We start from the raw sequence: 13,358 nt of genomic DNA, 5'->3' as shown, positions 1-13,358 counted from the left end.
AGAGGGTATGAATGTCAGGATACAAGCCTATAAGATAGGAGTGCATACAACATGTTTGGACTTTACGATCTCTTATCATTAGTAACTTCTGCCTTTATCATCTTGCCTATCGTCGTTTTTCTTCGGGAGATGGGCTACCTAATCGTAAGTTGGTTATTTGGTGTTATTAATCCGAGACTGACGATTGGATCAGGTCCACGCCTCATTAAAGTTGGGATGATTGATATCCGCAGATATTACCATTTGTACAGCTGGTTTTCGTACGATGACTTAAAACGTGAGAACAAGTTCGCCTATATTTGTGTCTACTTGGGACCCATTTTAATGAACCTGGCGATTGCTCTCCTCATCAATACATCCATTGTTAATGAATGGATTACGGAATATAAGACATTTTGGGATCGCTTCGCTTTCTATGCTATCTATTATGTGCTCTTCGATATTATCCCGATGCATACGTTTAATGGAAAGCCGAACAATGGAATGATCATTTATGAAATGATCCGATATGGAAAACGGATTGATTATAATAATGAGTCCTTTCTTCCGGTAACTTCGAAAGTGGAGGAAGAATATCAGGAAGAAATGAAGAGAATTGAAGAGTTAAGAAAAGAACGAGAAAAAAATAAAATTTGAACGTACTGTTTTAATATTCCCATTAGGCAGACAGATTCATTGTCTGCTTAATGGTTATTTTTTTATTCACCAGCTGCTATGCAGCTACCCTATCCAATTAAAACTCAATAAAAAAAAGAGATGCTCATCAGCTAAAACAGCTGTTGAACATCTCTATTGTTTTTTTTATTTTGTGCCGAATAAGCGATCGCCGGCGTCACCTAGTCCTGGTACGATATAGCCGTGATCATTTAATTTTTCATCAAGTGCAGCGATGAAAATATCAACATCTGGGTGGGCTTCTTCTACTGCTTTAACACCTTCAGGAGCCGCAACCAAACAAACAAATTTAATATTTTTTGCGCCGCGCTTTTTAATTGCGCTGATCGCATCGACAGCAGATCCACCTGTAGCAAGCATTGGATCAACTACGATAAATTCTCTTTCCTCTACATCAGCAGGAAGTTTTACATAATACTCAACTGGTTTCAACGTTTCAGGATCTCTGTATAACCCTACATGTCCAACCTTTGCAGCCGGTATAATTTTAATCATGCCGTCAACCATGCCAAGGCCGGCACGTAAAATAGGGATAATCGCTACTTTTTTACCTGCAATGGTTTTAGATGTTGATTTGCTGACTGGCGTTTCAATTTCGACTTCTTCTAATGGGAGATCACGGGTAATTTCAAAAGCCATTAAAGTAGCTACTTCATCTACTAATTCTCTGAATTCTTTTGTGCCCGTATTTTTATCACGGATAAATGTTAACTTATGTTGAATTAACGGATGGTCAAACACATAAACTTTTCCCAATTGGATCTCTCCTCACTTTATGTTCCTTTTTTAACACTCGTTTTATTGTACAGAAAATTCTCGATTTGTTCAATCAAGTTTCGGATTACCAAAATATACTATTTAAAGCTTATTTAACTTAAAAATATACCTGCCTTAGTTTTTTAAAAATCCGTCATTCTATACAGTCTTCCCTATTATTTCTTCCTTCTTCCAACAACTTGTCACAGACCTGGATGGTGAGTGAGTAAGTGTTTAATAGCGGGTTGCATTTCTTTCGTCGCAAAAGGGCTAAAACGATAAATCTCCTAAAAAATCCAATCCTTACGTTTACTCAATTCCTTAAAAAAGGGGTATCAATAAGCCGTTAATGGACTCATCAATACCCCTTAAGCACATCCTTAATAATCAGGATATAATTCATATTTACTGGATAGCTTTGTCACTCGCTCTGCTGCTTCTTTCAGCTTTTCTTCATCCTCATGGTTTTTGAGGGCGAGACTGATAATTGCAGCAATCTCATCCATATCTTCCAATTGGAATCCACGGCTTGTGACAGCCGCTGTACCAATACGGATCCCGCTTGTCACAAATGGACTTTCCGGATCAAATGGAATTGTATTCTTATTTGCCGTTATACCGATATCATCCAATACCTTTTCAGCCACTTTACCTGTTAGGTTAATGGAGCGAACATCAATCAGCAATAAGTGATTGTCTGTTCCACCTGAAACAATCGTGAGTCCTTCTTTTTGCAGACTTTCGCCAAGTCGTTTTGCATTCTCCACGATATCCTTCGCATAGTCTTTGAAGGAATCCTGAAGCGCTTCGCCGAATGCCACAGCTTTAGCGGCGATCACGTGCATAAGAGGTCCGCCCTGGATACCAGGAAAAATGGACTTATCTATTTTTTTAGCAAACTCTTCTTTACAAAGAATCATTCCGCCACGTGGTCCGCGCAATGTTTTGTGAGTTGTCGTTGTGACGAATTCTGCATAAGGGATTGGGCTTGGGTGAAGACCGGCAGCCACCAATCCAGCAATATGAGCCATGTCTACCATTAAGTAAGCGCCCACCTCATCCGCAATTTCACGGAACTTCTTGAAATCAATTGTACGTGGGTATGCACTTGCTCCGGCAACAATTAATTTAGGCTTACATTGAATCGCTTTCTCTCTGACATCATCGTAATTGATAAGATGAGTTTGTTCATCAACACCGTATTCAACAAAATTGTATTGGATCCCGCTGAAATTGACAGGACTGCCATGAGTTAAGTGTCCTCCATGGGATAAATTCATCCCCAGTACCGTATCTCCCGGATTCAAAATTGTAAAATAAACAGCCATATTCGCTTGAGCACCTGAATGCGGTTGTACATTTACATGCTCCGCTCCAAATATCTGTTTAGCACGCTCTCTTGCTAAATCCTCAACAATATCCACATACTCACAACCACCGTAATAGCGTCTTCCCGGATATCCTTCCGCATACTTATTCGTTAGAACGGATCCTTGTGCTTCCATCACTGCTTCGCTGACAAAGTTTTCAGAAGCGATAAGTTCAATCTTTCCACGTTGTCTGCCCAATTCTTGTTGAATTGCATCAAATACTTGTGAGTCCTGCTCTTGCAAATACCTCATCTTCTAGCTTCCTCCCTTTTCGTCAAAACGGACAATTCTTCACTCTAGTCCCTTCAATTCTAGCACGATAAAGGGTAATAGTCATTTATTCCATCGACGTAAAATACTTACATTTCTATTCATTAAATCTATCATATTGAGCCCTCGGCCCACCTATCAGTTTCGGTCTTGTCATGGCAAATGCCACATGAGCTTGACCAATCTGCTTAACCGTGGAACGCAGCGGCACTGCTACATGCTTCAAGTGCATTCCAATCATCGTATCGCCAATATCAATGCCTGCGTCTGCTTTAATATGCTCGACTACAACTGCATCTTCCAGATTCCTAAATGCATAGGCTGCCAATGCCCCTCCGGCATGCCGGGCAGGTACAACGGATACTTCATCCAATCCGTATTTAATCGCTGTTGTTCGTTCGATAATTAAAGCTCTGTTGATATGCTCACAGCCTTGGAAAGCCAAATAGGCTCCCTTTTGCTTGGAAAATTCAACTAAAGCTTCAAAAATTGCCTGTGCCACTTCGAGCGTCCCACTCGTACCAATCCGTTTTCCAATCACTTCACTGGTGCTGCAGCCAATTACCAACAGACGGCCATTCATTGGAAAAGCAGCTTCCAGATCATTCAGAATGGCAGTCACTTGAGTTTTTATTTCCTCTACTTTTAGCTCACTCATTTGCATACTGCCTTTCTTCGTTTATTTTTCCGCTTCAGCTATTTTCCCGATTCTTGTTTCATGGCGACCGCCTTCAAACTCAGTAGTCAGCCAAATACGGGCAATTTCTCTCGCTAGGCCAGGACCAATTACACGCTCTCCCATCGTTAGGATATTGCTGTTATTGTGAGCTCTTGTTGCCTGGGCACTAAACATATCATGTACCAGCGCTGCTCGAATTCCTTTTACTTTATTTGCAGCAATGCTCATACCAATCCCTGTACCACAAATAAGGATTCCTCTGTCAAATTCTCCATTTGCCACTCGTTTTGCAACCGGCAGGGCATAATCTGGATAATCAACAGATGTTTCGCAATCGCAGCCAAGATCTTCATATTGAATCTCAAGCTCGTCCATTAAATTCATAATTTCTTTTCTTATATTAATTCCGCCGTGATCTGATGCAATAATTACTTTCATGTTAAACGGCTCCCTTCATTTTAAAAACTGCCCATCCTCTATCCTAAATCTAGTCTCTTAATTTTTCCAGAAGCTTTTTGATCCAGTAGGATAATTCAAGGAAAGTTTGTTCATATATTTGTTCATTTCCCCCAAATGGGTCCAAAATATCCCTGTCTGCGGGATCATTTTTAACAAATTCCTTTAAGGTAAATGTCTTTTCAATGGCTTGAGGATAATTCATAGCAATTAACTGTTTATGACTTTCCGTCATCGTGAATATATAGGTTGCCCATTCGATGTCTTCACCCGTTAAAGGGGATGATGCATGGTCATGGGCTATTTTATGTTGATCAAGAACCTTTGCGGCATACTCAGAAGCGGCTTGTCCTCCGCATGCATAGACACCTGCTGATTTCACTTCCAAATCAGCTTGTTTATAATTTCGCAAAATAGCTTCTGCCATTGGACTTCGGCATGTATTCCCCGTACAAACAAATAAAATGTTCTTCAAGTTTATTCCCTCCTGAACCCATTATAGAATATTTACGGACAATAAAAAAATGTACCAGATGAATCTGATACACATCTTTATCCATGCAGGTGCAGGATGATCTTTAACCCAACCGCAAACATGATGCTTCCCCCAAAAATCAGGCTGTATTTACCGAGAAATGAATGTACTCTCCTCCCTAACAGCAAGCCTGCCACCGTTAGAAAAAAAGCAGAAAATCCAAAGCAGAGAATAGTCATCAGCGCTTGGGTCCCCAGCATCCCCAAACTAAGGCCAACGGAGAAACTATCCAGACTGACACTTATCGCAAACAGAATTAATCCGGTTCCAACCGGAGCCACAACTGTCTCACTTTTCCCCTGCATACCGGAGATGAGCATTTGCAGCCCAAGAAAGAGTAATAAACCAGCACCAGCGTATGAGGCAAACAATCCAAACTGAGCGGACAATAATTTCCCTGAAAAGATACCTAGGAGTGGCATCCACATATGAAAAACACCAACGGTCAACCCAATGATGAGTACTTGCCTTAGCCTCAGCTTATATGATCCCATTCCCAACCCAATTGAGAAGGCATCCATTCCGAGTGCCATAGCCATAAAAAGCAGGCCAAATAATTCAACCATCCATTGTTCCATTCAAGTTACCTCCCGGGACTAGCTCTTTAGTAAACATATGCCTGTCCCGGATCGATTAGAACTTGTCTTGTTGAATGATTCTTCCTCCTGCGGCCTTCTTCAATCGATTCATGATAGCCTGCCCGATCCCTTTTTCCGAAAATACTTCTCCAAAAATAAGATCCGGTTGCTCTTTATCAAATTGGCGCAGTACGCCATACATTTTTTCAGCTACAGAATTCAATTCCTCACGGGTTCCTCCAGTAACAATGATGTCCGCCTCATAGAGATGGGCATGTTCATCAACTGTATATACGCCTACTTTTTTACCCGTGGCACGTTCTTCGTTAATTAATGTTTGGATGAACTGAGGGGTACCGTCTACAAGAGTCAGTGGCGCTTTAGGCGCGTAATGTTTGTATTTCATTCCAGGCGCTTTCGGGGCATCACTTCCCTTCAGCAAACCAGGGTCAACGGACACCTCACCGACTACTTCCTCCAGCTGCTCACGTGTAATTCCGCCCGGCCTAAGAATTTGCGGGATCTCCCCTGTCACATCAAGCACTGTCGATTCCAAACCAACCCCAGTTGGACCTCCATCAACAATCCCCGCGATTTTCTCATCCAAATCCTCACGGACATGTTCTGCCGTTGTTGGACTTGGTTTCCCGGACAGATTTGCACTCGGTGCCGCAGTTGGACAGCCAGCTTTCTTTAGTAAATCAAGCGCAACGGGATGATCTGGCATTCGGATCGCTACTGAGGAAAGCCCTGCTGTCACTACATCCGGGAAGACTCCTTCTTTCTTTTCGAAAATTAACGTCAAAGGACCTGGCCAAAATCGATCCATTAGTTTCTCAGCGACTGCAGGAATCTCTTTTACAAGACCATGCACTTGCTCTTTATCCCCAATATGAACAATTAATGGGTTATCACTCGGCCTTCCCTTTGCTTGATAAATAGCTGCTACCGATGACCCTATTAAGGCATTTGCTCCAAGTCCATAGACCGTTTCAGTTGGAAAGGCGATCAGTTCCCCTGCCTTTAATTTTCGAGCCGCTTCCTCGATTTGTGGATAACTTTCGTTTTTATCCACAACTTTATCCACTGTCCACATTTTTGTTTTCATTTCTATCACCTGCCACCAATCTACATCATTCTCTATCTATTTCTTATTAAATAAGGGATTCTTCGACATTTTTCACAAATTTACTTTGCAAGTATAAAAGAATTCAGTTAATAAAACAAGCTTTATCCACAGTATGTGAATAAAGCTGGCAAAACCGTGGATAAATCCATCCTCACAAGGCTCTTTTCATAAAATATGTTTCCTTCATTGTCCACACCTTTTCCACAGCCTGAGAATTCTTCAGCTGTTCCGGAATCTCCCGGTCATCCACACGCTCAAATTGAAGAGCTTCAAAAAAGCCTAATGCCTGAAGTTTATTTGAGATAAGAAAGATTTTTCTCAACCCTTTTTCCTTCGCCAAGGCCAATATAGTTTCAAAAAGAGCTGGCACTTGAGCTTGAGCCTCCGGTACAAACAGGAAGGATCTGAGCAACCCATATTCTCCGCAAGGTTCAAGGCCAATCATGCCCTTTAATAAATTCTTATCTTTTAAAAGAATAAATTTGCCCGAACAAATATCGGCATGGCTCACTTCCAGCTCTTGCGTTTTAATAAACTGCTCAATTGCCTCAATATCATCGCTTTTTGATATAGATATATAATACACGTTCTATTCTCCCTTCTCTACCAAATATTACTCTACTCTATGAATATGATTTGCTAGGGAGAATAGAACTTAATTAACGATTGAACTCTGAGCTGGCTGGATTTTCTCTGAGTTTGGCTGGATTCCAAGTGACTTCGGCTGGATTTTCCTATTTTCTGCTCTATCTCGAGACCACTCCGCCCTATTTCTCCACTCTAATCTGGCCCAACTCAGCTAATTTTTCCTACTGTCCGATTTATTCCCATAGATTCTTTAAAAATGGACTCGCGTTTCCCTCAGAATTCATTCCGTTTCTTTAAAACAAATCTTTCACCATCTCTACTAGGAAGAATTTCACTTTGACTGGCTCTTCGTCCTGATGTTCATAAACAGGTGGATTAACTTCCTGTCCAGCTTCATTTTCAGGCTGGCCCTCCTCGTTATCTTGCAATTCCTGTTCTTCTGGCTTTTCAACTGTTATTTCCGCCTCTTCAACCGGTTGTTCTATTTGGCTGACCGCTTCAATCGCTTGTTCCTCTTGAACTTTTGTTTGTGTTGGTTCTACGTTTTGTTCTTCTGTTTGGCTTGCTTGTACCTCTTGTGTAACGATTGTTGTTTGTTCCACTACATCCTCATTTGTATCGCTGTTCGTTTGTTCATCCTTTACAGCTGGCGCTTCCGCTTCCGGCGACTCTTCAGGAATGGTTGCATCAGACTCACTTGCTACAGCCGTACCACTGTTGAAATCAAGGAAGCAGAGTGGAGGAAAAAGAACGCACCACCAATTTTCTCCTTCCCCTTCACCTAAGGTAATTTTAATCGCTTCATATTTTCCGGCTGGATATAAATATTGTCCGTATAGTTTCGTAGGAAAAACGGTTTCCCCGAAATCAACCTGTATACTTTGTACATTATTTTCTCTTACCATCACATCTTTTGCTATAGCTTCAATATCAGGTAAATGAGAGTTTATGACGTTTCTAGCTTCCTCAATCGACGTTAATTCAGCTACCCACTTGTTAATCTCTTTATTAACTTCATCTCGGATGGCTCGCTTCAATTCCTGATCAGTTTCCTTATTGCTGTTTGCTAAAATTCGTAAGCGAATCGCCTCGTTTGGTATAACTTGAACCTCTTCTGTTGCAGATATACTATTTTTCGGAGTCAGTAACCCCGTCATTGTCGCTCCACATAAGAATAGAATATATAGTAAAGGTAAGTATTTTTTTATTTTCATCGTAAGCACCGTCCTTTCACCTACCAACAGTGTGGACAGTTTTTTTCTATCTTAAACTATAATTATCTGAATTTTATTCCTACCAAAAATGAATGACCTTTTTCTTGAAATAGAGAGAGGGAGATTGGAAATGGATGAATGATGAAGGATGGAAGACATACCCGAGGTTTAAGTCTCTGGAGAACACGCCAAAAAAAAACGGAATATAAAAAGGACACAGCTTACAGGCATGTGTCCTTGTGTTTAGTTTATCTCAGCAAAAACCATACGATCCTTACCATTAATATCGAATAGGACTTCTACATGAGCAGCAGGATAAACGGCTCGCACCAGTTCTGCTACCTGCTCTCCCTGTCCGGCACCCACCTCAAACCCAACTAACGCAGTCTCTGCAAGTACATTGGGCAGGTCAGATGCGATTTGTCGATAACAATCCAGACCATCATCTCCGGCAAATAAGGCGAGATGTGGTTCATGATTTTTAACTACATCTGAAAGAATTGCTCGGTCAGATTCAGGAATATAAGGAGGATTGGAAAGAAGGATATCTACCTTTTTACCTGACTCAATCAGTGGCTTAAGCAAATCTCCTTGTAAGAACGTCACCTCTGCATGAAGCCGTTCCGCATTGAGGGCAGCCTGTTTCAATGCTTTTTCTGAGAGATCCACAGCCGTCACGTTCACATTGGGGCATTCCAATGCCATCGTTATGGCAATAGCTCCACTGCCTGTCCCAATATCAGCCATCTCCAACCGTGAGTCCTTACTAAAACATTTTTTCAGTTTGGCCAAGGCATGGTAGATTAATTCTTCCGTTTCAGGACGCGGAATCAATACATCCCCATTTACTAGAAATGTCCGGCCATAAAACTCTTCACTGCCAAGGATATGCTGCACCGGAACTGCATCAATCCCATGCTTCCTTACATCCCTTTTAAAGATGGCTTCTTGCTCATCCGTTAACTCGTCATGCATATTCGCAAGCATTTGTGCACGGGATAAGTTTAGCTGCCCCATCAGCAGCCATTCTCCCGCATTTTCATCACGGCCATTCTCTTTTAAAAAAGAAGAAGCCCATCGAAGAGCTTCATACACTTTCATCATTCTTAATCCTCCGCATTTTGAAGGCGGCTTGCCTGATCTTCAACAATTAATGCATCGATGACTTCATCAAGTTTACCTTCCATGATTTGATCAAGCTTTTGGATGGTTAATCCAATGCGGTGATCCGTCACACGATTTTGCGGGAAATTATACGTACGTATACGTTCAGAACGGTCGCCGGTACCTACGGCAGATTTACGGGCACTATCATACTCAGCCTGTGCTTCCTGCTGGAATTTATCATAAACGCGCGCACGTAGTACTTTCATGGCTTTCTCTTTGTTCTTAATCTGTGATTTTTCATCCTGGCAGGATACGACTATTCCTGTTGGAAGATGTGTAAGACGTACAGCAGACATGGTTGTATTTACACTTTGTCCACCTGGTCCGCTTGATGCAAACGTATCTACGCGGATATCTTTTTCATGCACGTCAACTTCTACTTCTTCTGCCTCTGGCAAGCAGGCTACAGTAGCCGTTGATGTATGAATACGACCGCCAGATTCTGTTTCAGGTACACGTTGTACACGATGGGCACCGTTTTCAAATTTCATTTTGGAGTATGCGCCATTACCATTAATCATAAAAATGATTTCTTTATACCCGCCGAGTCCGGTTGGATTTGAATCCATTACATCAATCTTCCAGCCTTGCGCTTCAGCATAACGGCTGTACATTCTGTAGAGGCTTCCGGCAAATAGGGCTGCTTCATCACCGCCAGCTGCTCCACGGATCTCCATAATTACGTTTTTGTCATCATTCGGATCTTTTGGAATCAGCAATATTCTGAGCTTCTCTTCCAGCTCTTTCATTTGTCCGGAAAGCTCATCCACTTCTTCCTTCACCATTTCACGCATCTCAGCATCCAGCTTCTCTTCAAGCATTGCTTTAGCATCCTGAAATTGGGAACGCACATCTTTATATTCTCTATAAGCAAAGACAGTCTCCTGAATATCTGATTGTTCCTTCGAATAGTCACGAAGCTTCTTTGTGTCATTTACGATTTCTGGATCACTTAAGAGCTCATTTAATCTTTCATAACGGTCTTCTACCGCTTGTAAACGATCGATCAACTTCTTCACCTCATTAACAGGTTTTTAAAAACGCAGGTGTCATCACCTTAGCGTTTTGATTTGTTTATTGTACCACACTCAGGAGGAAACGAAAAAAGAGATAACAGAGGATCCCCAAACTTATCATCTCTTCTTGGCATATCCATATCCCGAAATACAAAAACACCTCCAAATCTCTATTTATCTTCCGGAGGTGTTCATTCTTTAAAGTTTATTCGTTTTAGATTCTAAAGCACCGCCGCTAATTGGTGTATGAACCGTTTCTTGCTTACCCGGCACCTCATGATGATGACGGCATCTTGGTTCATAGGATTCAGATGCACCCACTAAGATAACAGGTTCATCATAGCTCGCAGGCTTATTGTCAATCAGACGCTGCGTCCTGCTTGACGGGGATCCGCATACGGAACAAACCGCCTGTAGTTTTGTTACTAGTTCTGCCAAACACATTAACTCTGGCATCGGCCCGAATGGTTCTCCTCTAAAGTCTTGATCCAGGCCTGCCAAAATGACACGATACCCGCTGTCTGCTAAATGCTGAGCAACTTGCACAATTTCTTCATCAAAGAACTGTACCTCATCAATGGCAATTAAGTCTGTATCCAAGTCTATATGATCAAAGATTTTAGATGAATGTGTAATGGCTTTGGCAATAACAGAAGATCCATTGTGGGAAACCACCGCTTCCTCACTGTAGCGATTATCAATAGCCGGTTTGAAAACAGCAATCGATTGCTTGGCAAAGACAGCTCTCCTTACCCTGCGAATCAGTTCTTCAGATTTTCCGGAAAACATGCTGCCACAAATTAATTCCATCCAGCCGGATTGTTTCATTTCGTACATGTGTTGGGGTCTCCCTTCCTGTCTTTACTCCACCCATTTAGGTTTTTGCTAATAAGATTTCTGCATGTATTCTATTCTACCAATAGCTATTATACATTATAAATAGCATAAGAAAAATCATTTATCTAATCTATAATTAGGGACCATTTTTGTCATAAAATTGCTCTAACGGACCTCTAAAAAAACATAACACAGGTCAGCATGCTCATTCTCTTTACATACTTGCCTGTGCTGCGGTTAAAGTCTTGCTAACAAAAAACAGGCAAGCGGCTTACCCGCTGCCTGTTTCCGAAAATCATAATTATTGTTCTTGTTGTTGGGATTTGAAGCCATACTTCTTGTTGAAACGTTCAACACGTCCATCAGCAGAAGCAAATTTTTGACGTCCAGTGTAGAATGGGTGACATTCGTTACAAACCTCAACGCGCACCTCTTCTTTAACGGAGCCAGTTTCAAATTCATTACCACAAGCACATTTAACAGTTGCTTTTTTGTAATTAGGGTGAATTCCTGTTTTCATCTTTTCCACTCCTTCCGCCCTGAGTCTTTCGAAACAGAGTTATCAAGCGTGCTCTTTCGAATTGGAGCACACTTAAGATATTATAGCAGACGTGCCAGTTTAAATCAACCATTACTGTCCACTCTTACAAGACTCTTTTTGATCCGCCCGTCGACTTTTTCATTTCGTCATCCAGGTATTGAAAGAATTCCTGATTTGTTTTAGTTTGTTTCATTTTACGTAATAAACGCTCAGCAAAATCTGGCATATCTGACATTGTCTTACGTATAGCCCATAATTTTTCTAAATGATCTTTTGGAACGATGAGCTCTTCTTTTCTTGTTCCGGAACGGCGAATATCAATAGCCGGGAATATTCTGCGTTCTGCCAGTGATCGATCCAGGTGAAGCTCCATATTACCTGTTCCTTTAAATTCTTCATAGATAACGTCATCCATACGGGAACCCGTATCAACAAGAGCAGTCGCGAGAATCGTTAAGCTGCCGCCCTCTTCAATATTACGGGCAGCCCCAAAGAAACGCTTCGGACGGTGGAATGCCGCCGGATCAATCCCACCTGACAACGTTCTGCCGCTTGGTGGAATCACAAGGTTATAGGCACGCGCCAATCTTGTAATACTATCCATTAAAATAATAACATCGCGTTTATGTTCAACAAGGCGCATTGCACGTTCTAATACAAGCTCTGCTACTTTGATATGGTTTTCAGGAACCTCATCAAATGTTGAACTGACTACATCCGCCTGTACAGATCGCTCGATATCCGTTACTTCCTCAGGACGCTCATCAATTAATAAGACGATTAATTCAGCATCCGGATGATTCGTTGTAATGGCATTGGCAATTTCTTTAAGGAGCATCGTTTTACCCGCTTTTGGAGGCGCTACAATCAATCCACGTTGTCCAAATCCAACCGGCGCCACGATATCCATTACACGTGTGGATACATTTCGAGGGGTTGTTTCAAGTACAACTTGGCGATCAGGATACAGAGGTGTCAGCGCTGGGAAATGCACTCTTTCTTTAGCTGATTCAGGATTATCTCCATTCACCGCTTCTACATGCAATAATCCATAATACCGTTCATTCTCTTTAGGCGGACGCACTTTACCGGATACTTTATCGCCGTTTCTTAGGTCAAATCGGCGAATTTGAGAAGCCGAAATATAGATGTCCTCTGAGCTTGGCGAGTAATTAATCGGTCTTAGGAACCCAAATCCTTCAGATGGAATAATTTCTAATACACCTTCCATGAACAGGTAGCCGTCCCGCTCTGCTTGTGCCTTTAAAATGGCAAAAATCAGTTCTTTCTTTGTCAGCTTGCTATAATAAGATACTTTATATTTTTTAGCTTGTTCATACAGTTCTTTAAGCTTTAAATTCTCTAAATCAGAGATTGTTAATTCCATTATGACACCACACTTTAAGTTAATTGATTTAATTGATTTTTAGTGATTTGTTAGTACTTACATGGATAGGGTTATCAAGAAGAAAATATTTAGGAAGGTAAAAGGATGAGTTGCGGTTTAGTTCTCGTAAACCATTTATCGCTATATTAGCATTTCTATT

15 protein-coding genes are annotated in these 13,358 nt (G+C 41.5%); 1 reads left to right on the top strand and 14 read right to left on the bottom strand.

Going from position 1 to position 13,358, the window contains the following annotated elements; translation table 11 throughout:
* The first annotated feature begins 51 nt into the window (after positions 1 to 51).
* Positions 52 to 636: a hypothetical protein gene (locus tag AC58NB_RS00795; RefSeq protein ID WP_497424901.1), complete on the top strand. Its 585-nt coding sequence runs from the start codon at positions 52 to 54 to the stop codon at positions 634 to 636.
* A gap of 165 nt (positions 637 to 801) precedes the next feature.
* Here AC58NB_RS00795 and upp read toward each other — a convergent pair whose 3' ends face one another.
* The 14 genes from upp to rho all read right to left on the bottom strand — a co-directional run bounded on the left by upp (position 802) and on the right by rho (position 13,198).
* Complete coding sequence (gene upp / locus AC58NB_RS00790; protein ID WP_491077352.1) at positions 802 to 1,431, bottom strand: uracil phosphoribosyltransferase; 630 nt, start codon at positions 1,429 to 1,431, stop codon at positions 802 to 804.
* 380 nt (positions 1,432 to 1,811) lie between these two features.
* A complete protein-coding gene (gene glyA, locus AC58NB_RS00785) occupies positions 1,812 to 3,053 on the bottom strand; it encodes a serine hydroxymethyltransferase (RefSeq protein ID WP_497424900.1) in 1,242 nt (413 codons plus the stop codon).
* A gap of 115 nt (positions 3,054 to 3,168) precedes the next feature.
* On the bottom strand, positions 3,169 to 3,729 hold the full coding sequence (locus AC58NB_RS00780; protein ID WP_497424899.1) for a TIGR01440 family protein: 561 nt from the start codon (positions 3,727 to 3,729) through the stop codon (positions 3,169 to 3,171).
* Positions 3,730 to 3,750: 21 nt separating this feature from the next.
* Complete coding sequence (gene rpiB / locus AC58NB_RS00775; RefSeq protein ID WP_497424898.1) at positions 3,751 to 4,188, bottom strand: ribose 5-phosphate isomerase B; 438 nt, start codon at positions 4,186 to 4,188, stop codon at positions 3,751 to 3,753.
* 49 nt (positions 4,189 to 4,237) lie between these two features.
* On the bottom strand, positions 4,238 to 4,681 hold the full coding sequence (locus tag AC58NB_RS00770) for a low molecular weight protein arginine phosphatase (protein ID WP_497424897.1): 444 nt from the start codon (positions 4,679 to 4,681) through the stop codon (positions 4,238 to 4,240).
* Positions 4,682 to 4,758: 77 nt separating this feature from the next.
* On the bottom strand, positions 4,759 to 5,319 hold the full coding sequence (locus tag AC58NB_RS00765; protein ID WP_497424896.1) for a manganese efflux pump MntP: 561 nt from the start codon (positions 5,317 to 5,319) through the stop codon (positions 4,759 to 4,761).
* A gap of 55 nt (positions 5,320 to 5,374) precedes the next feature.
* Positions 5,375 to 6,427 (bottom strand): L-threonylcarbamoyladenylate synthase, encoded by a 1,053-nt coding sequence (locus AC58NB_RS00760; protein ID WP_497424895.1) that lies wholly within the window; start codon positions 6,425 to 6,427, stop codon positions 5,375 to 5,377.
* 172 nt (positions 6,428 to 6,599) lie between these two features.
* Positions 6,600 to 7,034, bottom strand: coding sequence for a GNAT family N-acetyltransferase (locus AC58NB_RS00755; protein WP_497424894.1), 435 nt, complete (start codon positions 7,032 to 7,034; stop codon positions 6,600 to 6,602).
* 295 nt (positions 7,035 to 7,329) lie between these two features.
* Positions 7,330 to 8,250: a stage II sporulation protein R gene (spoIIR, locus tag AC58NB_RS00750; RefSeq protein WP_497424893.1), complete on the bottom strand. Its 921-nt coding sequence runs from the start codon at positions 8,248 to 8,250 to the stop codon at positions 7,330 to 7,332.
* Positions 8,251 to 8,493: 243 nt separating this feature from the next.
* Positions 8,494 to 9,351: a peptide chain release factor N(5)-glutamine methyltransferase gene (gene prmC / locus AC58NB_RS00745; RefSeq protein ID WP_497425146.1), complete on the bottom strand. Its 858-nt coding sequence runs from the start codon at positions 9,349 to 9,351 to the stop codon at positions 8,494 to 8,496.
* 5 nt (positions 9,352 to 9,356) lie between these two features.
* Positions 9,357 to 10,427: a peptide chain release factor 1 gene (gene prfA / locus AC58NB_RS00740; protein ID WP_497424892.1), complete on the bottom strand. Its 1,071-nt coding sequence runs from the start codon at positions 10,425 to 10,427 to the stop codon at positions 9,357 to 9,359.
* Between the two features lie 204 nt (positions 10,428 to 10,631).
* Positions 10,632 to 11,270, bottom strand: coding sequence for a thymidine kinase (locus tag AC58NB_RS00735; protein WP_497424891.1), 639 nt, complete (start codon positions 11,268 to 11,270; stop codon positions 10,632 to 10,634).
* Between the two features lie 301 nt (positions 11,271 to 11,571).
* A complete protein-coding gene (gene rpmE, locus AC58NB_RS00730) occupies positions 11,572 to 11,790 on the bottom strand; it encodes a 50S ribosomal protein L31 (protein WP_497424890.1) in 219 nt (72 codons plus the stop codon).
* Between the two features lie 124 nt (positions 11,791 to 11,914).
* A complete protein-coding gene (rho, locus tag AC58NB_RS00725) occupies positions 11,915 to 13,198 on the bottom strand; it encodes a transcription termination factor Rho (protein WP_497424889.1) in 1,284 nt (427 codons plus the stop codon).
* Positions 13,199 to 13,358: the final 160 nt, after the last annotated feature.

This window comes from Pradoshia sp. TA40_28 (assembly GCF_059694525.1).
This window is presented reverse-complemented; position numbering and strand designations above follow the sequence as displayed.